Below are 21,859 nucleotides of genomic sequence, written 5' to 3'. Positions count from 1 at the left end.
TCACCGAAGCAATCCCACCAGCCTCAAGTCATTGCAGTGGCAGTCAGACAGAACCAAACAGACTGGGCTGCGCCCTGTCTCGCCCAAGCCGAGTTCCTCGGGCATCGCCTGCGCAAGAATGTACGTGCTGCACGGCTGTCCCATGTTCTGGACACGAACGCCTCAAGCACTTGGCCGTCGCGGTCGAATGTCTCAACTCGCGCCGAAGTCTTGGCAGGCCTGCACGAGCGACCCGCGGGCGGCCTCCTCAAGGACGACCTCCAGGACGGGGGCAAGAACCTCCAGGATCGGACCGAAGTCTCCACCGAACTCGCTCAGCACCACTTCAAGCGCCCCAATGGAGCAATCCGCGAGCGACAACGAAGCGCTCATCTGGACCGAGGCTGCGGCGTCGCTTGACAGGACAGCATTGTCTGAGGTCCTGCAGGCGAGACGACCCGCAAACGTTGCGCTGACCTTGTCTTCTCGAAGGCTGATCTCGGCTCCGTCCAAGCTGACGTCTTGGAGGACAGAAATGTCGAAGGGGATCCCCAGTTGTGTGCCCTCAAGGTCTTTGCAGGGGTACTGCTCCGCGATCAGCCGTTCAATGACGCTCATCTCCTGAGCCAAGCCCCACTCCGGCCAAGAGAGGCACAGCGGGAAGCCAAACATCAAAGCCCAGATTTCTGGCGCAACGGTCACTCGCATAGGCGTTCCCCACTGATCAGTACTGTCGGTTTCGCCGCTCTCGCTACAAACCCACGGACGCCGCCGGCAGAAGATCGAGGTGGACGGCGTAGCGGGGGAGCCATGACAAGGCTTTCCCATTCTCCTGAGGTCCGTCGGACTGAGGGCTCAGATGCGACAACACGACAATGTGCCCAGCTGATTGACTTCTGGTTTGCACCTCGATTCGGCGGTGTGACCGAGGCTAATGGATAGTTTCGGTCTCAGGCCTGGGCTTCCGGCCGCGCTTGGCCGGGCGTTCTGTCGCGCTAGTGTCAGAGCTGGCGTGGGCCGCCTCGCCCTTGTTGCGCCGTGACCTCGGAGCCGCGTCGGCAGCCGGTTCGGACTGGGCGCCCTCAGTGCCCTTTGTAGCGCGCGGGCGGGTCGTTTTTGCGGCGACCGATCCCGCCTCGGCCTGCACCTCATTTGCTGCCTTGCGACCACGCCTGTGAGGGGCGTTCCGATGAACCTCGTCAGAGGCCGCTGGTTCATCACCAAGGGCAACGCTCTCGCCGAAGGTGGTCTTGCTTATCCGGCACATGCGCGGGGCCGTGGCCGGCTCACCGCCCTCAGCGCGGTGCGGCCGGCGTTTGCGTGGAGCCGCTGGCGCCTCGACCTCCTCCGCTGTGGCCGGCGCGTGAGCTGCCTTGATACGGTCGAGTTCCTGTGTGATCTCGGCGGCGGCCATCTGCCAGTGCTCTTCGTGGCGGCCGTGAGGGCGGCCCTCCTGCTCCCAAACCGCGTGGGCGCGCTGTCGGATCATTTCTTCGAGGTCGGAAATCATGAGGACCCTTCTTGTGGCAAGTCGACCGACGCAGCCTTGATGTGTGGCAAAGCCGAGGTTTCAGGAAACTGTTCCATGACCGGTGCGACGGGGCGGTGCACAAAACACGTTAAGTACAGCATGCACACCGACTTTAGTCCGGCCACATGGCCTGATCTCAGTGCATTGCCTCGGAAGAAGCATACCGAGGACTCGAGGCTATGCTCAGTGTTGTCGGGAGAGTACAACGGCATTGTCCGCGTCAAGGAGACCCGTGGGTTGGAGCCGCTGAACGCGGTGGGCGCGCAGGTTAGGCTTGGTCGGGCAATGTCAGCCGGTCTCGCCCAGGAAGCGGGCGAAGGCTGCGTCCACCATCTTCGTCGGCACCACGTGTCCGCCCGCGAACTCGCGGTAGTCGAGGTCATAGCCGGCCTCACGCAGCGCCGGGGCGAGCCTTCGGCTGCAGCGGTCGATGGGCAGGACGCGGTCCTCGGTCCCGTGCGAGATGAAGATCCGGGGCGCGTCCTCGGCCTGCGTCGGCGCGGTGAAGCCCGGGGAGAGGGCCAGGATGTCGCGGAAGAGGGCGCCGTTGGTGATCCCGAGCGAGAGCGCATAGGAGGCGCCGTCTGAGAAGCCGCCCACCGCGATCCGTTCGGCATCGACCTCGAAGGAGGCGAAGATGCGGCCGAGCGCCCGGTCGATGTGGCTCACGTCGGGCCCGTAGCCGGGCCGGATCACGTCCCAGGTGCTCCCCTCCGACTCCGGGGCGAGCACCAGCACACCATGCCGCTCCGCTCGGTCGGCCACGAGGGAGAGCGACTGGACCGCCGTGCCTCCGGCGCCGTGCAGAATGATCAGAAGTGGCACTGGCAGACGCAATGAGGCTGGCACCCGAAGAAGCCCATCCCGACCCGGACGGAGCCCGAGGGGGTGGCGTCCAGCTTTGAGCCTGCCGACGGCCGGGCTGTTCGCCCCCGCGGGTCGCGCCAGCAGCCGACCCTGCAGCCACTCCCTGTCCTGCGCCATCCGCCTTCTCCTCGACCGGGCCCGACGTGACCTACGCTGAGGCCGGTCAGGGGCAACGAACGCGCGTCCGTTCCTTCGTCTCCCCGCGCCCTGTCGGCGGCCCGTCGCGAGGGCGGCCGTCCTCACTGAGGCAGCAGGGGACCGCCCCGACCGGATTGCGGGCCGCATTGCGCCTGCCGGATCATCATCAGCTCGCCCAGGTTCTCCGAGGTGATGTAGCCGACGAGGCGGCCGGTTGCGTCGGCTACGGCGACCACCGGCCGGCCGCCGTCCTGCAGGTGCAGCACCGCTGCATCGAGGCGGCCATGAAGCGTCACCACGGGCACATCGCGCTCCATGACATCGAGCACTGGCGTGGCTGCGCCTGTCTCGCGCAGCGCCTTGATGATAGCATTGCGCGTGAGCACGCCGTGCAAGGCGCCGCCGCCGTCCACGACCGGGAACTCGTGCTGGGTGGTGCGCAGAAGGCACTCGACCGCGTCTTCGACCGTGGCCTGCGGGTGGAGCGTCTCAAACTGCGTGATCATTGCATCGCGCACGCCCAGCCGACGCGTCACGTCGGCCAGGCCCGTAGCCTGGGCTTCGGCGCTTGCGGCGGCGTACACGAAGATGGCGATGAACAGCAGCATGGGGTTGCCCATCAGTCCCAGGAACCCGAAGACGAAGGCCAGCCCCTGACCGATCCGGGCCGCGATGTTCGTGGCCTCGACCGGGCCGCGCCGCAGCGCGAGAAGCGCGCGAAGAACCCGGCCTCCGTCCATCGGGAAGGCCGGGATGAGGTTGAACAGTACGAGGAACAGGTTGAGCGAGGCCAGTTGCGCGAGAAGGCTCGCAGCCGGGTTGTCCAGCGCCTGAAGCGACTCCAAGTCGAGACGGGCGCCCAGGAGCAGGATTAGGAGGGCCGCGATCACGACATTCACGGCCGGTCCCGCCAGCGCCACCACGATCTCCTCGCGCGGGTTCTCGGGCATGCGTTCGAGCCGGGCCACGCCGCCAATGGGCAGGAGCGTAATGTCAGGGGTCCGGATGCCATAGCGCCGGGCGGCAAGGGCATGGCCAAACTCGTGGGCGAGCACGCAGGCGAAGATGGCGAGGATGAGGACGAGCCCCTCGACCGCTGCCGCCGCACCGCCCTCGAGGTAGCGGGCCACCCCGATCCAGACCAGCAGGAGGAGAAAGGTCACATGGATGCGGACCTCGCTACCGAGAAACCGCGCAATGGGAAACGACCACGTCATGCCAAGGCTCTCCTTCCACGTCCGGTCCCGAAGGGCTCGCTGCACGTAGGTCGGGCCGGGATCGGGACGATGCACATACGTCAGCGATCACGTGATCCGCCGTCGGTCTCGCCGGGGTCCGGTCGGGATTGCCATCCCGCCTGGGCCGGGGTCTTTGACGTCCTAACGGCCGGACTGTAATCGCCGTGGCGTGACCCGACCACCGCCACGCCGGCCGACCCGGTCGCCGCCCGATCCGACTGGAAGGCTCCCCATGCAAGGCACGATCCACAACCTCTATCACTATCCCATCAAGGGCCTGTCGCCGCAGCCGCTCGACCGCGTCGAGCTACTGGCTGGTGAGGGCTTCCCCTTCGACCGGCTCTTCGGATTCGCCCGGCACGACAGCGGGTTCGATCCGGCGCATCCACAGGTCCTGCCCAAGAGCCGCTTTCTCATGCTCATGCGGGACGAGCGCCTTGCGGAGTTGCGGACGCAGTTCGACGGACCGAGCCGCCGGCTGTCGATCCGAATCCAAGGCCGGACCGCGATGGGAGCCGATCTCGCCACGGCCGACGGCATCGAGGCGGCGCAGGCGTTCCTGGCGGCTTGGCTCCACAAGCCCGCGGACGAGACGCCCCGCTTCGTCCATGCCGCGCCGCATCGGTTCACGGACGTGTCGGTCGTCTCGCCACAGATGATGAACACAGTCTCGCTCATCAACCTTGCCTCGGTCCGGGACTTGGGCGCACGTATCGGGCAGGAGGTCGATCCGCTCCGCTTCCGCGCGAACATCTACTTCGACGGCTGGCCGCCCTTCGCGGAGCTCGACCTCGTGGACCAGACCGTCGACCTGGGCGGGATCGCGATGCGCATCATCATGCGGACGCGCCGCTGTGCCGCGACCGAGGTCGATCCCGCCACGGGCCAGCGCGACATCCCCGTGCCTCGCCTTATTCACCAGCAGTTCGGCCATGCCGACATGGGGGTCTATGCCGAGGTGCTGTCCGGGGGGACCTTGCGCCCGGGCGACCTCGTGACCAAGAGGGCGTAAGGCGCCGCAAGGCTGCGGTGGCCGTCGATTTCCAGTTCGAGACAGGTCGGGCCCGCCCGCGCTCAGGCCCCTTGCCGGAGCCACCCCTCAGCTAGGTCGATCCGTGTCGCCCCTGCGAGCTGCGCCACCCGCTCCAGCTCCGCCATCAGCCGGTCCGTCCGCCCCCGGCCCCAGCGCTGCCGGGTTTCGGGCCAGAGGGCGCGCAGCGTCACGACCCCGGCCTGCGCCGCCACGTCGGCCCGGGCCACGAGCCGGGTGCCTTCCAGGATCGGGAACACGTAATAGCCATAGGTCCGCTGCGCCGCCGGCACGAAGATCTCGATCCGGTACCGGAAACCGAACAGTCGCTCGGCCCGGGCGCGGTCGCGCAGGGCGGGGTCGAAGGGCGACAGGAGCCTGAGCCTGTCACTGGGCTCGGGCAGGCGCTCGGCATCCTCCACGACCCCCGGACGGGCGAGGCTGCGCCGCAGGGTGCCGTCCGCGCCCTCGACCCGGATCTCCTCGACCTCGCCGCGGGCCAGCGCCGCCTTGGCCCAGGCATGCGCCTCCGCCGGCGTCAACAGGTCCCAGAAGGCTGCGATCTCGCCGGGCGTGGCGAAGCCCAGCCGGTCGAGGGCGGCGCTGGCCGCCCAGTCCACGGTGACGTCCAGGGCGGGCTTGGCCGTGCGGACCGCCTCGGGCACGACCCGCTCGGTGAGGTCGTAGAGCTTCTGGAAGCCTTCCCGCCGCGCGATCGACAGCTCGCCAACGCGCCAGAGATACTCGAGCGCCACCTTGGAGGGGTGCCAGTTCCACCAGCCGGGCTCCTGGCGAGGACCCTCGGCCAGCTCGCCGCTGCGGGTGGGGCCGTTCTCCGCGATGTGCCGCAGCGTCCGGTCGAGTTGGGCGCGGAAGTCCGGCCCCTGCCGGTTCGCCCACCGCGAGTCGAACCGCGCGCGGTCGCGGTCGAAGCGGTGCCGCCAATGGGGCCAGAACGCCATGGGGATCACGGCCGCGTCGTGGGTCCAGTGTTCGAAGGCTCCACGCCCCTGCACGAGCGTCTGCAGGTGCGGCGGCCGGTAGCCCGGATCGCGCGACCACAGGATCATGTCGTGCGCCCGCGCGAGCGTCAGGACCGAGTCGACCTGCACGAAGCCGAGCGCGTCCACGAGGCTCGCCAGCTTCTGTCGCCGAGGGCGGTCCAGAAGGCCGTGCCGCGCCAGAAAGAGCCGTCGAGCGGCCTCGTTGGGCAGGATCGGCTGGGTCATCGCAGCGGCTCGCGGTCGGAAAGGGTGCGCCAACCTAAGGCGGAGAACTTCTGCTTGGGGAAGCTGGACGGTCCTGTCTAGTGGGGCCGTCCAGCCGGCGTCTGAGGGTCTGGCCTGACCCAAGGGATCATGCTTCCGACATGCGCGTCCGACGTCCGGGCCGGTGCGCCTGCTCCAGCCCGGCCAGGCCCGCCACGGCGGCGGCCTGCCCGAGCAGGAGCATCCAGCCCAGGGCGTTGGGCTGGATCAGGCCCAAGAGCGGCAGGGCGAGGCTGGCCACGACCCAGGCCGTGTTGCCGGCCACGATCAGGGCGACGCCCCGGGCCGGGATCCTGGAGCGCGAGGCGATGGCCAGGATGATGGTGGCGATCGGCACCAGCAGCAGGCCCGTAGCGCGGAGAAAGGCTGGTGGCATGTCGGTCAGCGCTCCAAGCGGCGAGGCAAGGGTCGCAAGCCCCGCGCCCATGACGAGGCAGGCTGCCCCGTCCACGCGGAGGATGAGGCGGAGATCGGGTCGTGCGGAAAAGCCGGTCATGTCGGGTCTCCGTTGTCCAGCGGCTCCACTTGGGCCGTCGTGACCCGAAGGTGGACCGGGGCCGGAGGCGAAGCGATTACCACGAAAGTCATGGCCATGCTGCCCAGCCCGGCGCAGGGTGCCGGCATGACCGATCACCCGCCCACCTTTGGAGCGCTGCTCCAGTCCTGGTGCCACCGCCGACGCTTGAGCCAGCTCGACCTGGCCTTGGACGCCGGCATCTCCCAGCGGCATCTGAGCTTCGCCGAGACCGGCCGCGCCTCGCCCAGCCGCGAGATGGTCCTGCATCTGGCCGAGCACCTGGCCGTGCCACCGCGCGAGCGCAACGCCATGCTCTTGGCGGCGGGCTTCGCGCCGCTCCTGAGCGACCGAGGGCTCGGTCATCCCGATTTCGCCGCCGCCCGGCGCGCAGCCGACGCCATTCTGCAGGGCCATGCGCCCCACCCGGCGCTCGCCGTCGACCGGCACTGGACGCTGGTCGCCGCCAACGACGCCGTGGCGCCCCTGCTCGTCGGGGTGGCGCCCTTCCTTCTTGGCCCGGCCGCCAACGTGCTGCGCCTCAGCCTCCATCCCGAGGGGCTCGCGCCCCACATCTGCAACTTCCGCGACTGGCGCGATCATCTTCTCGCTCGCCTTTCACGACAGGTCGAGGCCGTGCCCGACCCGGTGCTGGTGACGCTCTTGGACGAACTGAACGGATACCCCGTGCCACCGCACGCCCGACCGCCGACGCCAGCGGCCGACCTTTACGGCGGCCTCGCCGTGCCGCTGGAGCTTGCGACCGGCCCGGACCGCCGGCCGCTCCGCCTCATCTCGACCACCACCGTGTTCGGCACAGCACTCGACATCGGTCTGTCCGAGCTGGCCATCGAGTCGTTCTTCCCGGCCAATGCCGAGACCGCGCAAGCCTTGGCCCAGCTGGCCGACCCGGCATGAGAAGCCGAGATGCCGCCGAGCCATGCCGGATCGGTTCGACTGCGGCCGTGACCCCTCGGCCCGACCTGCGCACCACCTCGACGAGCCGACGCCGGCCCCCGCCTGCCTCAGTCCCCTGCCCACTCCCGATACTCGGCGAGAAGCGCGGGATACTCCTCTTGGGACGGGAACCCGGGATAGCTGCGGACAGCCCCGGACGTGACGAAGGCAAACCCCTCGGCCGCGCAGGTCTCGACGAAGGGCCGCGTCCAGCTTGGCTCGTCGAGCATGGTGGACCTCACGTTGAGGAAGCCCTGCATCATGGGGTGCTTGGTCCAAACCCAGCTCAGGCAGTCGGGGCAGAAGCGGTGGCCAAAGGCCTTGTCCGCCCCGCCCGGCACCGTGTCACCTTGCAGGATCTCGAACCCCTCCTCCGGCACGGCAACCGAGAGCGAGAAGGCGCTGCCCGTCATGCGTTGGCAGCCCCGGCAGTGGCAGGCCATCGTCAGGAGCGGGGCCGCCTGCACCCGGAACCGGACTGCGCCGCAGCGGCAGCCGCCCTCGGCGGGCAAGGTGGGCCAAGGCATGTCGTCCTCCGTCGTGAGCGTTTCGGCAGCTTCCTCCGTAGAGGCCCGGTCGGCAAGGGCGGGGTCTGACCGCCGCCCTCAAGACCCTATCCGAGCTTGTAGTCCCGGTTGGCCTCTGGGTCCTCGGTCGAGACCGGCAGGTCCTCCAGCTCCCGCCACAGAGCGTCGGGGATGTCGGTCGCCGCCCAATCCAGGGTCTCGGTCACGCGCTCGGGCCTGGTCACGCCCACGATGGTGGAAGTGATTCGCGGGGCGCGCAACGAGAACTGCAGCGCCGCCACGCCCACGGACACGCCGTGACGAGCGCAGGCGGCTTCTATCCGGCGCACGGGCTCGAGCTGGACCTCGTTCGCTCGGGTGTAGGCGATCAGGGGCATCACGTCGGCGCCCTTGGCGAGCACCCCGCTTGCGTAGGGCGCGGCGTTCAGGATCGCGATCCCCTTCGCGTGCGCCTCGTCGAACATCGCGTCGGCCGAGCGGTTCAGGAGCGTGTAGCGGTTGTGGCTGATGAGCACATCGAAGGGCCAATCGCGCAGGAGCGGCTGCATCATGTCGATCCGGCCCATGGCCAGGCCCACGGCCTGGGCCAGCCCTTCCTCCTTAATCCGGAACAGCTCCTCGAGCGCCCCGCCCTTTCCCGTGATCTCGCCCAGGTCACGGGCGTGCTCGGGGTCATGCAGGTGCAGGACCTGGACGCGGTCGAGACCGAGCCGCCCGAGGCTTTCCTCCAGCGACCGTCGCGCCCGGGCCGCGTCGAAACGTCCGCTCTCGCTGTCGCGGTCGAGCTTGGTGGACAGCACGAACCCCTCGAGCAGGCCACCGCGCTCGCGGATCACGGCGCCGATGCGCTCCTCGCTCCGCCCCAGGCCGTAGTTGTTGGAGGTATCGAGGAAGTTCGCCGGCCCGTCGAAGATGGCCCGGATCGTCGCGCGGGCGCGCTCCTCGTCCACAGCGTAGCCGTAGGTTTCGGGCATGCTGCCCAAGCCCGAGGTGCCGAAGCAGATCCCGGTCACCTGCAGCCCGGTTTGGCCGAGGGGGCGGTGTTGCATCATTGTGTGTCCTCTCCTCCGGATCGCCGACTTCGGCCGGAACGGTTTCACCAGAGGCACAGGCCGTCGTCCACCCGGTTTGCTCGTTCGATGTGCGGATCCTCCGGTCCCGATTGCAGCAGGGGCGGCATCCGCGCCGAAGCGGCGCGACCAGGCGCAGAGGTCAAAGGCGGAACGTCACTGGACTTACCAACCAAGCGAACCGACTGGGCCAAAGCTCCACATCCCAATCATAGTGGTCGAGCATTCCAGTACTCGTCCAAGCGCAGCCAGCCCAGGATCAGGCCGCCGACCGCTTCCGTCCTCGCGGGGCTCAGCACCTGCACCTCGCCCCGCGCGCGGTCGAGGGCTTCCACCAGACCGAGAGCCACGTCGCGGCCCTTATGATCGACAAGCCCAACAAGTTGCCTGTCGGACAGAGCCAAGAGACCCGACGAAGCGAGCGGAATGATGCAGGATCGGCCAGCCTCCAGATATCGGCGGAACGCCTCCCGTCGCGCCGCCCGGCGCTGGCCGGGAGTTTTGCGCTGGGCCTCCGGAGAAGAAGCCAGCCGCAGGCGAGCAACGCCGGCGTGCTCCGCCGCGATGAGATCGAGGTGAGGGTCGTCGCCGATGGTCAGCAGAAGGTCTGGCCGCAGCACGGCAATCTTGGCCGCCTTGAGCCTGCGACCGACGCCGCGGAGTAGTCCGCTCGTGTTGACGATGAGGAGGTCCGTCCTCGCGCTCCGGCACAACCGGTCCAGGCCCGAAACGACGCGGGTGACACCTTGAGCGGGGTCCATGGTTCCGACAAAGGCCAGGCCGGTGAGAGCTTCAGGAGCTTCGGAAGTTGCGCCAGTCACCGTGGCCGGCGGCCCAATCATCTTCTGCCCGACGTCCGTGTCGATCACTGCGGCGGTTCGTCCGCGCTCGGACGCGCGGTGCAGGAGCAGCTGGCAGAAGGTGCTCTTGCCAACATCGACAGCGCCCAACACGAGGACGCGACGGACGCGCCCGTCGACGATCCGGGCTATTGCCTCATCCCATTCGCTCACGGAGGACGTCTCGTTCGTCTCGCCATCCCGCAATCCATGGACAATAACGCCTGGACGGGGCGAGGCGTCTGGCGACAGCCTCCGGCCCCGTAACTGTGCTCACTGCGAGGCACTACGCGCTCCTGACGTGGCTCTTGGTGGTCAGGACCACTACGGCCTCTTGAGCTGCAAGAGCGTTGGGGGTCGCAGCAAAGACGGCCGTGTTGTCGAAGATGCACCAGCCGTCGCTGCCTTCTCTCGCGCGACGATGGAGCTGATCCACGACGTCCCGGATCGCTTCGCTGCCGTAGGCGGAGTGGTAGATCCGGGGCGACCCGTGCAGGCGATAGTAGGTCAACCCCCGCCAGCCGCCCGGCGAGGAAGCTCCGGGCACCGGAGCCGGATCGGCGGCCACGCGACCGATCCGAAGCTCCTCGAGCAGCGCATCGACGTCCGGGGTGAACCAGGAGCGGTGACGAGGCTCGCAGGCGATCGGGCCTTCGACGCGCGCTCGCAGATCCCGCAGGAACCGGTCAGCCGTTCCCGCCGCGAAAGACAGACTCGGAGGAAGCTGTACCAGCAAGGGGCCCAGCTTGCGCCCCAGCCCACCGACCTCCACCAGAAACCGGTTCAGAAGGTCCTCCGTCCCGCTCAGCCGGCTGTCGTGCGTAAGGGCCTTGGGCACCTTGACGGCGAAGCGGAACCCGTCCGGCACCGAGGCGGCCCAGCGCTCGTAGGTTGCGACCCGATGCGGGCGGTAGAATGACGAGTTGATCTCCACGCCCGGGAACACCTGGGCATAGCGCTCCAGATGGCTGCCCTCGGTTGGAAACGCGGCCGCGACCTCCTTCGGGATGCTCCATCCGGCCGTGCCGACGCGGATCATGGAAGGCGTGTTCATCAGGTCAGCCTTGCAGGGTGCTCCGAAGGAACTGGTGCGTGTGGCCCGGGACGGCAACAGGCGACGGCCGGGAAGGCGCACCCATGAGCGCGAAGGAACCGCGGACGTGGGAATGGAAGGACTTTTACCGAGAGGGAGCAGCCCGTTCCCGCCTTACCCAAGTAGAAAGGCCTGCTCGCTCGTTCATGACATCATGACCGGAGGTATCCGGCTTTCGCGCGACGGCACCCTTCAGCAGACTGCGCTGTGCAATTGTGACGACGATATAGGCGTCCTGACCGTGGCCGAGTCGCACCAGCGCGGTCCTGGTATGCAGGGTACGACCCGATCTCGGTGGTTGCCGACACATCCACTGCGCCGCGCTTGGCTTCGGGAGCCATGAAGGTCCGGCGGAAGCGCGGCAAAGGGGCTTGTGATCAGACCAGGCTCCATGGACCTTGCCACTGCCGCCCTCGTTCGATGAGCTGCGGGGCGCAGTCGTCCCCGGGTTCGTCCGGGGGGGAGGGCAAGCCAAAGACCCAAGGAGTCCGAGTTGAGCGAGACATTCACGCGCGAGGTCCAACTCTGCTCTACGTTCATGGCCTCCCTGCCGGAGGAGTGGGTCCCTTATGCGGAGACGGGCGGATTCGACATCCTTCTCGTGCGCAGGCTCGACGGCTTCCAGATCGGCGTCCAAGCCAAACTCAGGCTCAATGCCAAGGTGATCCGCCAAGCCTGCGAGACGGGCGGCCCCGGCGACCTGACCGCTCCGGGCCCCGACTGCCGCGCCATCCTGGTGCCGCAGGGAGCCGTGGGGGATGACATGGCCGAGATCTGCCGCATGCTCGGCCTCACCGTGATGGCCCTCACGCCAGGCCAGCGCGCGGCGTTCACCCCTGACCTGCCCCGTCCGAAGCAGGACGGAGCCGGGACGGTCTGGTTCGAGATGGGTCCCGCCCGACGACTCGAGCTTCCGGATCATGTGCCGGACGTGGAGGCGGGCGTCCCGGCCCCGCTTCGGCTGACGGCCTGGAAGATCAAAGCCATCCGTATCGCTGTGACCCTGGAGCGGCGCGGCGTCGTCCTGCGGGACGACTTCAAGCACCACAAGATCGACATGCGCCGTTGGATCGCGCCGCGAATAGGGTGGCTCATCCGGCAGGAACCGGGCTGGGCCCGTGGCCCGCGCCTGCCCGACTTCAGGGCGCAGCACCCGCGCAACTGGGCCCAAATCGAAGCCGCCTACGAGACGTGGCGACGGCCCGACCCAAGAGAAGGAACAGTTGCGAAATCCGCAGGATAGCTTTGCGACAACTTCGCCGGCCCCAGTGGCCTATCGACAGAGCACTAAGGGGGCGATGTCGAAGGCGTAGCCTCGCAGGCGATGGAAGCCGGGCATACGACCTGTCCGTGGTCGAAAACTCGGATGCGCTTTGATGCCCATGCGACAAGGCCAGTTCGCGTCGAACGCTTGGGTCAGGGACCCTCTTGCGCCAGGTCCTTTCATCCTGCCCGGCACAAGGCCAGCAGCAGATGAATGGGCCACCGGCATTCCTCAGGTTCACCTTGCCCTGACAACGGCCGCGGTGAGTTTACATCCAGAGGCGGGCACGGGTGAGGACCTGACCGATGGCGATCCAAGAGCGGCCGCTTTACGCCAGTTCGAACGGCGACAGTTGGAGCCTGGCCCGAGACACGGACACGGATTGCGTCTTTGTCCGGCACAGACCCAACCTGCCCTCAGGCGGCAACGTTCACGATAGCGGGGTTGGTGACTTCCTGACCCAGCCCGGCCATGGACCCGAGAAGCAGGAACTGCTGCACCTGATCGGAAGCCTGATCGAGGACGGACCGGAGGAGGAGCCGGAAGGTGTGGTGTTCGACCCGTAGCTGGCTCGGATGACCGACTCCGGGTGCGTGCGATGGTACGCGCTCACCTGTCGCCGACACCCTTTTTGGCTTGTGCCTGTGCCTCTCGTTTCAGCCGATCAATTGCTTGCTCCTGCAGGCTGCCCGGCATCATTTGCATGAGTTCAATCCGGTTGCCGTCCGGGTCCTCGATCCAGGCCTGCCAGTTGCCGTCCACCGCCTGCTTCTTGGGAAGGAGCAGCGGAATTCCGACCTTCTCCAAATGCGCCAGCGTGGCATCGATCTCGTCCACGCCCAGGCAGATGTGGTTGATGGCCGTGTCGTTCCAGCCGGGCGCGCGCTCGCCCTCTCCGTCGGGGAACAGCTCCAAGTACTGCGTGTCGGTGATGCGCAGGTAGACGAGCCAGACCCCCGGGCGGCCATCGGGCTTGTCAAGCCGCATCATCTCCGCGAAGCCCAGCTTGTTCACGTAGAAGTCGAGAGACCTGTCCAGGTCTCGCACCTTGAGCGCGACATGCGCGATGGTTGAGATGCCGTTCATGTCTGTGTCCTTCCTGCCCAGACGGACGGCCCCAAGGCCCTCCCAGATCAGTTCTCCTCCGGCTGACGATCCAGCACCCAGCGGATCGTGTCCAGCCCGAAGCCCGCACGCGTCATGGCCGCCGCCTCCCGCCGCCAGATCCTCGACCGCTCGGACCGGTCTTCCGGCAGCGGCTCCGTCCGGTATGGGCCCAAGCGACGCTTGCGGGCGAAGACGTCCGCCGCCTCGGCCTCGGCGGTCCGGAGCAGGTCGAACTGGTCGAGGTCCGGCTCGGCGGTGCCGGCGACCTCGCGGGCGGCCTCGAGAAGCGCCTCGCGCGCCGTCTCGCTCGCGATGCCCTTGCGCGCGAGATCCTGGAGAATGCGGCGCCCCCCTCGCCCCGAGGACAGAGCCGATCGCGCCTTCATCTCGGCGTAGCGGGCGTCCTGAAGGACCCCGGCCGCCTCCAATCTCGCTATCTCCGCATCGATGAGGGGCAGCACCGCTTCGCGCTCCTCGGCCGCGACCTCGGGGGCGAGCGAGCGCAGCCTCCGCTGGAGCCGACGCTCGAGCACGTTCCGCAGCATCCGGGCGCTACTTTCCCGCTGGCCGACGTAGTGCTCGGCGATGTTGCGGATGCGCGCGGCGGTGAGCGGACGGGTTCCGGCGGCGAGGTCTCGTGCAGGCTGCGCCCCCTCGGCCTGCCCGGAGGCCCCGTCCTTGGTCGGCATGCGTGGAGCGCGGGTCATGCGAGACGACCTAGGGCGAGCCGTGACCCTTGGGAGGGGTGCGGCCCCGCCCTGGTCAGCCCTCTGCCGGGGACCCCTTGCCGGCGATGTCCTCGATCCAGGTGAGGCCCTTGGCGGCCTGCGGCAGGCCCAGGGTGGGGATGGCCAGAAGCGCCACGTGCCTCAGCTCGTCCGGCGAGAGCCCATCAGCCAGCGCGCGACGGGCGTGGGAATGAACCGCCCCTTCGGACAGGGCGCCCACCGCGAGCGCCAGCTTCACGAGCCGGACCGTGCGGCGGTCCAGGGGACCGGCCTCGGCGCAGGCCTTGCCCAGCGCGGCAAAGGCAGCCCACACCTCCGGATAGGCGCGCGCGATCTCGCTGGCGCCGGAAGGAAGCTGTTCGGGGGCGTTCGCCATGGACCCTCCTTCGCTCTCCGCCAGGATGGCGGCCCGGACCTGCCCCGGCAACCGCGCCGGGCCCGGTCCGGTTCCTGCCGGCTGCCCGCAGGGGGCGAGCTGCCGGGAAGGCCTCTCTGCAGGGCCGGCCCAGCACGGCAGGGCGGACGCCGGTGGCGTCATCCCGGCCGCTGGTCTAGCGTGGCGACGTCGAACCACGACCCCGCGCCGGGTGCCGCGCCCGGGGTCCTGTGCGCCAGCGGCGGGAAAGGGGGAACCATGTTCCTCAGATGCGGCGTCGTCCAGTTCCAGCACGCGGCGGGGGCGCGGGACGCCAACTTCGCCGTGGTGGAGCGGTTCGCCCGTCAGGCCCACGCGCAGGGCGTGAAGGTGCTCGCCTTCCCGGAGATGTGCCTGACGGGCTACTGGCATGCGCGGCACCTCGACCGCGCCGGCTGGGAGGCCCTGTCCGAGCCCGTCCCCGAGGGCCCGGCGACCCAACGGCTCCTGCGGCTCTCGCGCGAGCTCGACATGATCCTCGGCGTCGGACTGGTGGAGCAGGCGGAGGGCCGGCTCTACAACAGCTACGTCTTAGCCCTGCCGGACGGGCGATGGCACCGCCATCGCAAGCTCCACGCCTTCGAGAGTCCGCACATCTCCAGCGGCGGCAGCTTCACCGTATTCGACACGCCCTTGGGGGTGCGGCTCGGCGTGCTGATCTGCTACGACACCAACATCGTCGAGAACGTGCGCGCCACCGCGCTCCTGGGCTGCGACGTCCTGCTCGCCCCCCACCAGACCGGCGGCACCGCCTCGCGCAGCCCGCATGGCATGAAGCCGATCGATCCCGCGCTCTGGCACGCCCGCCACGAGGACCCCGAGGCGCTGCGCCGGGAGTTCCAGGGCGACAGAGGGCGCGGATGGCTCATGCGGTGGCTACCGTCGCGCGCTCACGACAACGGGCTGTTCCTGCTCTTCGCCAACGGCGTGGGCTTGGACGACGACGAGGTGCGGACCGGCAACGCCATGATCCTCGACCCCTACGGCCGCATCCTAGCCGAGACTCAGGCGATCGAGGACGACCTCGTGGTCGCCGACCTCGACCTGCTGCCCCTGTGCACGGGACGGCGCTGGATCCGGGGACGCCGGCCGAGCTCTATGCCTCGCTGACCGTGCCTCTGGGCCACGAGATGTCGCCCCAAGAGTCGCGGTTCTCGGAAGCGCCCACGTCGGCCGGCCGGCCGCCCGAACGCTGAGGCCACTCCCGCCCGCGTAGAACCTCGCCGCTTGGGCGCGGAGTGCGCCAGGCCAGACGCCATCGGCCGTAGAGGCTGGTGCAGATACACCGAAATGGCCTGCGCCTAATCCTACCGGCGAGGCGAGGCAGCCACCCTGCCCCGCTCCAGCCGGGTTCCCCTGACAGCTCACTACAACCGTTGGGAAAGGACCGCCTGCCTTCCTCAGTAGTCTCGCAGGGAAGCTGCTCCGAAGGCGCAAAGCTGTGAACAATCCGCAGCGTCGTGACCGGTCTCGGAGGGGTTCAAGATCCCGGCAACGCCGAGCCCTTCAAACCGGGGGTCGTCGCATTCCGCATCGTTGGCGAACTGGCTCATGTTGTCACCGAAGTCGATGGCGGCGCATTGCGTGGCGGCTTGTGACTCCTTGGGAGCCCAGAGCCGGATCGACCCGGCATCATAGAGCGCACGACAGTCTGTGGCATCGCGGCCGACGCTGAGCCAGTTGAGCGACACGGCCATGCCCTGGCCGGCAAAGCGCCGGTCGTCGCACTCGCCGTCACCGGCCCATTGCCCTGAGTCGTCGCCGAAGTTGACCTGCACGGGGGCTGTGGGCTGTGCTGGCTCGGTTGGAGCGGTCGCCTGCGCTCCCTTGGTCACGGGAGCGGGAGCCTGGGCATCAGGCGCCGCCGGCTGGACCGGGGGCGTGGCTTGCGCGGTGTCGGGCGCAGGCGCTGCGGGGGTCGCCGATGACTGCGGGGCGACTGGTTCGGCTGGCGCGGTCGGGGCCGCGATCTGCGCGCCGTTAGCGGCAGGAGCAGGAGAGGTTGGAGCTGCCGGTGCTGCCGGCGAGGCTACCTGGCCTTGAGCCAACTGGGCCGTGCCGGCCTCGAAGGCTGTTCGGCAATCCGTGGCATCCGCCATGAGGTTGGCATCCATGTCCATGCCCGACGTGCCTGGCCCGGTGAAGCGCGGGTCGTCGCATTCCCCATCATTGGCCCAGACGCTGGTGTCTGCGCCGAAGTCGGGGGCCTGGGCCAAGGCCGGCATCCCGGTCAGAAGCGCGGTGGTCGAAAGGGCGAGCAGGCTCGCAGGACGAAAGGTCATGGCAATCTCCAAAGATGAATAGGACGGACCCTGTCCTGTCCGGTGCGCGGTCTCAACGGGGGTAATCCGCACCTCGTGCGAGGCTCGTCAGGGAGCGAAGCTCACGATCCGGGCCCCGCGCCAGAGCCCGTGGAAATCGTAGAAGACCTCATTGGGCTGCTGGTAGTCCTCATAAAGGCATCGGCCCTCGACCGAGACGTCATAGGCCACAAGCGGCCGGTCATCAGCCGGAAGGAGGAGCTGCGGCCCTATGCCCTCCCAGACCTCGCCGTCGCAGGTGAAGGGCAGCGCCGTGGGGCGCTCGTTCGCCAGATCGCCTTGTCCTTCGATCAGGTTCGAGGCCCAGACCGCTTGGTCCTGCGTCTCACAGGCCGTGTCACAGGTTGAAAAGGCGAGCTCGCCGCCGTTGGTGCGGAACGCCATGCGCGGGTGGCCCTCGGGCGTCAGCTCCAAGTCCACCATCTCGCCGTGGCCCTCACCCACCACCACGGTGCCGGTCCAAGCTTCGACCGAGGACAGGCAGTCGCTTCCGTCACACCAGAGATAAATGAGCGTGTGCGACAGGTCCGCCGGCTCCATCCCGTCCCCGGCAAAGAAGGCGATGCGGGGCCGACCCTGAAAATCGATCTCCAGGTCCCAGCTCGGCGAGGGGTAAGAGCCGCTGCCGGCCTGGGCCAGCCAGACCCGCTGCCAGCTCGTGCTGTGCGTGCAGCTTGTATCACAGGTGAGATAGTAGAGCCCCTCCGGCGCGTCCTCGCCATTCTCGCCTATCGCAAAGATCCGGCTCACGATGCGGGGCCTTCCGTCGGGCGTGAGCGTCAGAGCGGGGGCATCGAATATCTCGGTATCGTACTCGGAGTGGTGCGCGATGTCCGTCTCCGTCCAGTTGGCCCGGTCGGTGCAGTCCACTTTGCAGGTCATCCAGAACGTGCCGTAGTGGTCGGGCTCCACGAAGTAGTTGCGGTCAGAGTACAGAAACTGCGGCCTACCCTCGGCGTCGAGGAGGAAGGTCCGCTGGGGCGTCCGGTCGGCCATGATCGCCGACATCGAGTTGTCCCAGCTCATCGCGATGGGGGTCACGGTCCAGTTGGCCCGGTCCGTGCAGCCCGCGTTGCACTCGGCATAGGAGTAATCGTAGCCGCCGCCCTGCGTTTGCGAGGTGCTCACAATGAGCAGACGTGGTCGCCCATCGACCGTCACGGCTACCTGCACCCGGCTGGCAGCCGGGATGAGTTCCACCGTGGACCACGCCTCGAAGCTGGCGCAGGCGGCCGCACCTCCGGCACAGGTGGCATAGACGGCTTCGGCGCCTTCGACCTCGGGTTCCCAGTGAACATAGCCCATGTGCAGCGCGCCCACGTTGTCGATCGCAACATCGGCACTGGCAGTGGCCCGCTCGGATTCGGCGAACAGGCCCGTGCGCTCGGTGACTTGGGCCTGAGCGCCCGATCCTAGCAAGGCCAGTGTCAGAGCGAGCGACAGGTCATGGCGGCGGAGATAGGAAAAGTTCAACATCAATTTCTCCAGCAAATGGGTACTGGCTAGCAGGTGCAACCCACACTTCAAGGCAGGTTGTCCCCACCTCGACCTCTCAGGAGATCTATTCAGATCGCAGATCTCGCCTTTCGCGTGCACAGGCGGGTCCAAAACTTCATCGGCAGCCTGGCAGACCTATTGGAGCGACAAGGATGGGTCGGGCTCAAAGGCCTCTGTCCCGCGCAAAGGTCCGATCCCGGGTGGAACCCTCAAGTTGGGGAGGACTCCCGATCTGGTATGACTGACCGGCCATGCGTTGGGAGTGATCTCCGGACTCGGATGAGAGTGAACATCAGAGCCCGTCAAGGGTGGGATCCCAGCGTGGTGGCCTTGCGGGACTTCGGCCATGACGCCATCAACGGCTGGAGTTGCGTCATGTCCCATCCTCCCCTGCTCACCCTTGCCCGTCTTGTCCTTCTGGCGGCCGGTGGCTTCCCCGCCGTCGCTCAGGACGGCCCGTCCTTCGACTGTGCGAGAGCCTCTAGTTGGGGTGAGAAACTGGTCTGCTCGGATCAGGGTCTGGCCACGCTTGACCGCAACCTTCAGGCTCGCTTCGAGGCCGCCTTGGCGGCGGCCGCAGTGCGGATGCCGGCGGCCCTGCCGGAACTGCGCGCCACACAGCGCGGCTGGATCAAGGGTCGCGATGAGTGCTGGAAGGGGCGCTATCCCCACGAGTGTGTCGAGGCCAACTATTTGCATAGGGAGGCCCAACTCGTGGCCGCTTGGTCGCTCGAAGACCCGTCCTGGGTCACGACGTATGACTGCGGTAGCGCAGCCAAGGTTCGCGTAAGCTACTTCAATACGGAGTATCCTTCGATTCGCATCGAGCGTGGCGCCGAGACGGATGTGGCTGTCGCGGACCTCGAGGAGGAACATACTCGCTACGCATCGGACCTGGGCAGCGTGTTCCTGGTGGATGCCGACGATGCCTGGCTCCAGTGGCTCGGCGCCTCCGAGGAAGCCTGTACCCTTGAGGCGGGCTGAGTCCTTCCGCTCGCAAGGCATGCCTTTGGAAAGCTGCGCCGGCATTGCCGGCGTTCAGTCCGGAGGGCCGCCTCGGCGTACCCATCGCGGAGCAGCAGCAGAAAACCCGTCCTGAGCTGCCGCGAGTCGTAAGGACTTGGCGCTTCAGGACCCGATCCTGAATACCCTTATTGACCAACGCAAGGAGAGCCCGATCCGGCTCCTTCCTCGATTAGATCCGTCGGATCAGGTCTAGTTCTCCGCTTTCACTATGGATTACGGATGGACCCCGATCCCGCGCCGGTCGACAGCAAGGTCGGTCTGCCCGAACTTGCGTGGTGGCCTAACGACTGTGCTGAAGCCCGGGAAGCCGGTTCAGGCTGGCGCTTCCGGCCACCTCGGTCCTCTGTCGCTGCATCAGCAAGGGAGCGCTGGCCGGCCGGAAATTGCAGCCAGGAGACTGCTCTAGGACCATGGGTCGATGCCGCCTTGGTGGCCCGCTCACTCCCAAAAGGCACTGGCCGAGATCGCGAAGTTGAGGTTCTGGGTGTCGCGCAGCAGGAAGGTGGTAATTCCGACGAGCGCCCCCGATGCGTCCACGAGCGCGCCACCGCTCGATCCCGGCGAGATCGGGGCCGAGGTCTGGACCAGAGTTATGCCGCCATCCTCGCGCACCCCCGAGATCAGGCCCTCGGCGAAGGTCTTGCTCAGGCCCGACGGGTTGCCGATCGAGTAGACCCGCTCGCCCACGGTGAGGGAACCGGCGGGCCGGATCGCCTTAATGGGCCGCAGCCAATTGTCGGTGCGCAGGATGCAGCGGTCGGTCTCCGGGTCAGCCGAGATCAGCTCGATCGCGATCTCCTCGTCACTCGCCTCGTCGACCAGCGTCATGAAAGGGGCATCTTCGACGACATGGCAGTTGGTCAATGCGAGGTGCTTGGAGATGGCCACGGCCGTTCCAAGGGAGCCCTCGCCCGCCACAAGCGCCTCAGGCGTCGCCGCTGCCAGTAGAAGATAGATCGAGCCCTCCACTGCGGCGAACACCTCTTGCGGCTCCATCGCGGTCGCGTCTTGGGCGTCGCGCCGCTCTGTCGTGACGGGAGCCCAGACGGGCCAGTCCATCGGAGTCGCGGGCGGCTCGGCCGCAGCTTGGGCGGGCGGCGCGGCTTCAGGGCTCTGCGGCATGGCCTCCGGTCCAGGTGGCGGTCCTTTCGGTGTGATGGGCATGCCGATCAGACCCGGAGCCGCCTCCTGCAGCCAGATCGACCCCATGCGGAACGCCGCCTCGCAATCGGCGGCGTCGGCCATGGTGTCCTCGGGCACCAGCACAGCTGCTGCGCCCGGCCCGGCAAACCTCGGATCGTCGCACTCACCGTCGAACGCCCACCGGCTTGTATTCGTGCCGAAGTCGATGAGGCCCGACTGTGGCGCCACCGGCTGCGGCGCCATGGGCATCTTACTGGGCACGCCGCTGCCCTGTAGCCAGACCGCTCCCATGCGGAACGCCGCCTCGCAGTCGGCGGCGTCGGCCGTGGTATCCTCGGGTACCAGCACAGCCGCTGCGCCTGGCCCCGCGAAGCGCGGGTCGTCGCACTCGCCGTTGAAGGCCCAGCGGCTCGAGTTCGTTCCGAAGTCGATGTACCCCTGCGCCAGCGATGGCATGGCCGCCCCCGATGTTAGGACCGACACTGAAAGGAGCAAAGGCAGGCCCCGCACTGGGTCTCTCAGGCTGGCGAAGTGGCAGAACATCATGATCGCCTCCGTGAAAATGCAGATAGTCGCAAAGGACATTGGAATGCCCTTGTGATCGGAGATCGCGGTCCGGCGCTCAAGGACGGAAATCCTGACCCTGCCTCGGATCAGGGGGAAGGGCCGAGCGACGTGCGGTGATCGACTTGTCCACATCGAAGACCGGCTCTCCAACGCAGGTCTTGCACCAGACGATGCAGGGGCCTGTCCTGAGGCGGTGAAAGGGGCTGCGCGCAGGGATCCCAGTAAGAATCCCAGGCCGCTGCTCCGCTAGAGGCACTCCCTTTGACAGCCCCGACCGATGCCGCCGTCAGCATGGTGCAGCATGCGCATGGGCTGGCGACGGCTCCGCAAGGGCTGAGCGAGCAACGATGGGTGGATGCAAGCTACCTGATTGAGAGCGGCCAAAGCGCACGCGACTGGCAGATCGGCTTGGCTCAGCAAAGCCAGCCCAGCCGCTCAACCTCACCTCATCGCGCCAGAACCGTAGGTCAGCATCGAGGTTCTTTGTGTTGCAGCGGATCCCTCTAAGAGATGGCCCGTCGGTGGACCGGTAGCCCGCTTTTGGCCTCGCGAGCTACCATGTCGGGACCGGTTGCCCGTGGGAATGGAACAAAGAGACGCCGATGGCCGCCAAGACCACGCTGAATGCCAAGAACCTGGAGGCCTTAGGCGCCCCGCGCCTCGCGGAGCTGCTGATCGAGCTCAGCACCGGGGATGCGGCCGCCAAGCGCCGCCTCCGGCTGGAGCTGGCCGGCACGGCG

23 protein-coding genes are annotated in these 21,859 nt (G+C 67.7%); 7 read left to right on the top strand and 16 right to left on the bottom strand.

Annotation, left to right across the window (positions count from 1 at the left end; genetic code table 11):
- Nucleotides 1–192 precede the first annotated feature (192 nt).
- The 4 genes from FHG71_RS18880 to FHG71_RS18865 all read right to left on the bottom strand — a co-directional run bounded on the left by FHG71_RS18880 (nt 193) and on the right by FHG71_RS18865 (nt 3,732).
- Entirely contained in the window at nt 193–687 is a 495-nt protein-coding gene (locus FHG71_RS18880; protein WP_139083256.1) for a hypothetical protein, read from the bottom strand.
- A gap of 223 nt (nt 688–910) precedes the next feature.
- The gene (locus FHG71_RS24810; RefSeq protein ID WP_425467375.1) at nt 911–1,468 is read right to left on the bottom strand and encodes a DUF2934 domain-containing protein; all 558 of its coding nucleotides are present in this window, start codon (nt 1,466–1,468) and stop codon (nt 911–913) included.
- Nucleotides 1,469–1,798: 330 nt separating this feature from the next.
- On the bottom strand, nt 1,799–2,494 hold the full coding sequence (locus FHG71_RS18870) for an alpha/beta hydrolase (RefSeq protein WP_139083254.1): 696 nt from the start codon (nt 2,492–2,494) through the stop codon (nt 1,799–1,801).
- 122 nt (nt 2,495–2,616) lie between these two features.
- Entirely contained in the window at nt 2,617–3,732 is a 1,116-nt protein-coding gene (locus FHG71_RS18865; RefSeq protein ID WP_139083253.1) for a site-2 protease family protein, read from the bottom strand.
- A gap of 253 nt (nt 3,733–3,985) precedes the next feature.
- Here FHG71_RS18865 and FHG71_RS18860 point away from each other — a divergent pair, with 253 nt between their 5' ends.
- Complete coding sequence (locus FHG71_RS18860) at nt 3,986–4,765, top strand: MOSC domain-containing protein (RefSeq protein ID WP_139083252.1); 780 nt, start codon at nt 3,986–3,988, stop codon at nt 4,763–4,765.
- Nucleotides 4,766–4,827: 62 nt separating this feature from the next.
- Here the strand turns inward: FHG71_RS18860 and FHG71_RS18855 are convergent, their stop codons facing one another.
- Together FHG71_RS18855 and FHG71_RS18850 are read right to left on the bottom strand one after the other, a co-directional pair.
- Complete coding sequence (locus FHG71_RS18855; protein ID WP_139083251.1) at nt 4,828–6,012, bottom strand: winged helix-turn-helix domain-containing protein; 1,185 nt, start codon at nt 6,010–6,012, stop codon at nt 4,828–4,830.
- A gap of 127 nt (nt 6,013–6,139) precedes the next feature.
- Nucleotides 6,140–6,547, bottom strand: coding sequence for a hypothetical protein (locus tag FHG71_RS18850; protein WP_139083250.1), 408 nt, complete (start codon nt 6,545–6,547; stop codon nt 6,140–6,142).
- Nucleotides 6,548–6,673: 126 nt separating this feature from the next.
- On the opposite strand from FHG71_RS18850, the gene FHG71_RS18845 reads away from it, so the two are divergent.
- Nucleotides 6,674–7,483 (top strand): helix-turn-helix domain-containing protein, encoded by an 810-nt coding sequence (locus tag FHG71_RS18845; protein ID WP_139083249.1) that lies wholly within the window; start codon nt 6,674–6,676, stop codon nt 7,481–7,483.
- A gap of 107 nt (nt 7,484–7,590) precedes the next feature.
- Here the strand turns inward: FHG71_RS18845 and FHG71_RS18840 are convergent, their stop codons facing one another.
- From FHG71_RS18840 to FHG71_RS18825, 4 genes are all read right to left on the bottom strand, one after another.
- Nucleotides 7,591–8,049, bottom strand: a complete 459-nt coding sequence (locus FHG71_RS18840) for a GFA family protein (protein ID WP_139083248.1) — start codon at nt 8,047–8,049, stop codon at nt 7,591–7,593.
- An 86-nt stretch (nt 8,050–8,135) separates the two neighbouring features.
- Nucleotides 8,136–9,098 (bottom strand): aldo/keto reductase, encoded by a 963-nt coding sequence (locus FHG71_RS18835; RefSeq protein WP_139083247.1) that lies wholly within the window; start codon nt 9,096–9,098, stop codon nt 8,136–8,138.
- 230 nt (nt 9,099–9,328) lie between these two features.
- Nucleotides 9,329–10,132 (bottom strand): Clp1/GlmU family protein, encoded by an 804-nt coding sequence (locus FHG71_RS18830; RefSeq protein ID WP_176559508.1) that lies wholly within the window; start codon nt 10,130–10,132, stop codon nt 9,329–9,331.
- A 112-nt stretch (nt 10,133–10,244) separates the two neighbouring features.
- The gene (locus tag FHG71_RS18825) at nt 10,245–11,012 is read right to left on the bottom strand and encodes a DUF72 domain-containing protein (protein WP_139083245.1); all 768 of its coding nucleotides are present in this window, start codon (nt 11,010–11,012) and stop codon (nt 10,245–10,247) included.
- Nucleotides 11,013–11,544: 532 nt separating this feature from the next.
- Here FHG71_RS18825 and FHG71_RS18820 point away from each other — a divergent pair.
- Both FHG71_RS18820 and FHG71_RS18815 read left to right on the top strand, forming a co-directional pair.
- Nucleotides 11,545–12,294: a hypothetical protein gene (locus tag FHG71_RS18820; protein WP_139083244.1), complete on the top strand. Its 750-nt coding sequence runs from the start codon at nt 11,545–11,547 to the stop codon at nt 12,292–12,294.
- A 326-nt stretch (nt 12,295–12,620) separates the two neighbouring features.
- The gene (locus FHG71_RS18815) at nt 12,621–12,881 is read left to right on the top strand and encodes a hypothetical protein (protein WP_139083243.1); all 261 of its coding nucleotides are present in this window, start codon (nt 12,621–12,623) and stop codon (nt 12,879–12,881) included.
- Nucleotides 12,882–12,924: 43 nt separating this feature from the next.
- Here the strand turns inward: FHG71_RS18815 and FHG71_RS18810 are convergent, their stop codons facing one another.
- From FHG71_RS18810 to FHG71_RS18800, 3 genes are read right to left on the bottom strand one after another with little or no spacing between them, the layout of a single operon-like run.
- Nucleotides 12,925–13,401: a VOC family protein gene (locus FHG71_RS18810; RefSeq protein ID WP_139083242.1), complete on the bottom strand. Its 477-nt coding sequence runs from the start codon at nt 13,399–13,401 to the stop codon at nt 12,925–12,927.
- Between the two features lie 47 nt (nt 13,402–13,448).
- Nucleotides 13,449–14,129, bottom strand: coding sequence for a regulatory protein RecX (locus tag FHG71_RS18805; protein ID WP_139083241.1), 681 nt, complete (start codon nt 14,127–14,129; stop codon nt 13,449–13,451).
- 55 nt (nt 14,130–14,184) lie between these two features.
- Complete coding sequence (locus FHG71_RS18800; RefSeq protein ID WP_139083240.1) at nt 14,185–14,526, bottom strand: carboxymuconolactone decarboxylase family protein; 342 nt, start codon at nt 14,524–14,526, stop codon at nt 14,185–14,187.
- A 258-nt stretch (nt 14,527–14,784) separates the two neighbouring features.
- Between FHG71_RS18800 and FHG71_RS18795 the strand changes: the two genes are divergently transcribed.
- Nucleotides 14,785–15,675 carry a nitrilase family protein gene (locus tag FHG71_RS18795; RefSeq protein ID WP_218014159.1) on the top strand — a complete coding sequence of 297 codons (891 nt, stop codon included), beginning with the start codon at nt 14,785–14,787 and terminating at the stop codon, nt 15,673–15,675.
- 290 nt (nt 15,676–15,965) lie between these two features.
- Here the strand turns inward: FHG71_RS18795 and FHG71_RS24030 are convergent, their stop codons facing one another.
- Together FHG71_RS24030 and FHG71_RS18785 are read right to left on the bottom strand one after the other, a co-directional pair.
- The gene (locus tag FHG71_RS24030) at nt 15,966–16,847 is read right to left on the bottom strand and encodes a hypothetical protein (RefSeq protein WP_139083239.1); all 882 of its coding nucleotides are present in this window, start codon (nt 16,845–16,847) and stop codon (nt 15,966–15,968) included.
- 87 nt (nt 16,848–16,934) lie between these two features.
- Nucleotides 16,935–18,362 (bottom strand): hypothetical protein, encoded by a 1,428-nt coding sequence (locus FHG71_RS18785; RefSeq protein WP_139083238.1) that lies wholly within the window; start codon nt 18,360–18,362, stop codon nt 16,935–16,937.
- Between the two features lie 300 nt (nt 18,363–18,662).
- Between FHG71_RS18785 and FHG71_RS18780 the strand changes: the two genes are divergently transcribed.
- A complete protein-coding gene (locus tag FHG71_RS18780) occupies nt 18,663–19,367 on the top strand; it encodes a lysozyme inhibitor LprI family protein (protein ID WP_139083237.1) in 705 nt (234 codons plus the stop codon).
- Between the two features lie 480 nt (nt 19,368–19,847).
- On the opposite strand, the gene FHG71_RS18775 is transcribed toward FHG71_RS18780, so the two are convergent.
- Entirely contained in the window at nt 19,848–21,008 is a 1,161-nt protein-coding gene (locus FHG71_RS18775) for a S1C family serine protease (RefSeq protein ID WP_176559505.1), read from the bottom strand.
- A 713-nt stretch (nt 21,009–21,721) separates the two neighbouring features.
- Between FHG71_RS18775 and FHG71_RS24670 the strand changes: the two genes are divergently transcribed.
- A partial coding sequence (locus FHG71_RS24670) for a DUF6880 family protein (protein ID WP_176559504.1) occupies nt 21,722–21,859 on the top strand: 138 nt, incomplete at its 3' end.

The sequence above is a fragment of the Rubellimicrobium roseum genome (genome assembly GCF_006152145.1).
GTDB classification, from domain to species: Bacteria; Pseudomonadota; Alphaproteobacteria; order Rhodobacterales; family Rhodobacteraceae; genus Rubellimicrobium; species Rubellimicrobium roseum.
The sequence above is the reverse complement of the archived record's forward strand: the minus strand, read 5'-3'. Positions and strand labels throughout refer to the sequence as shown.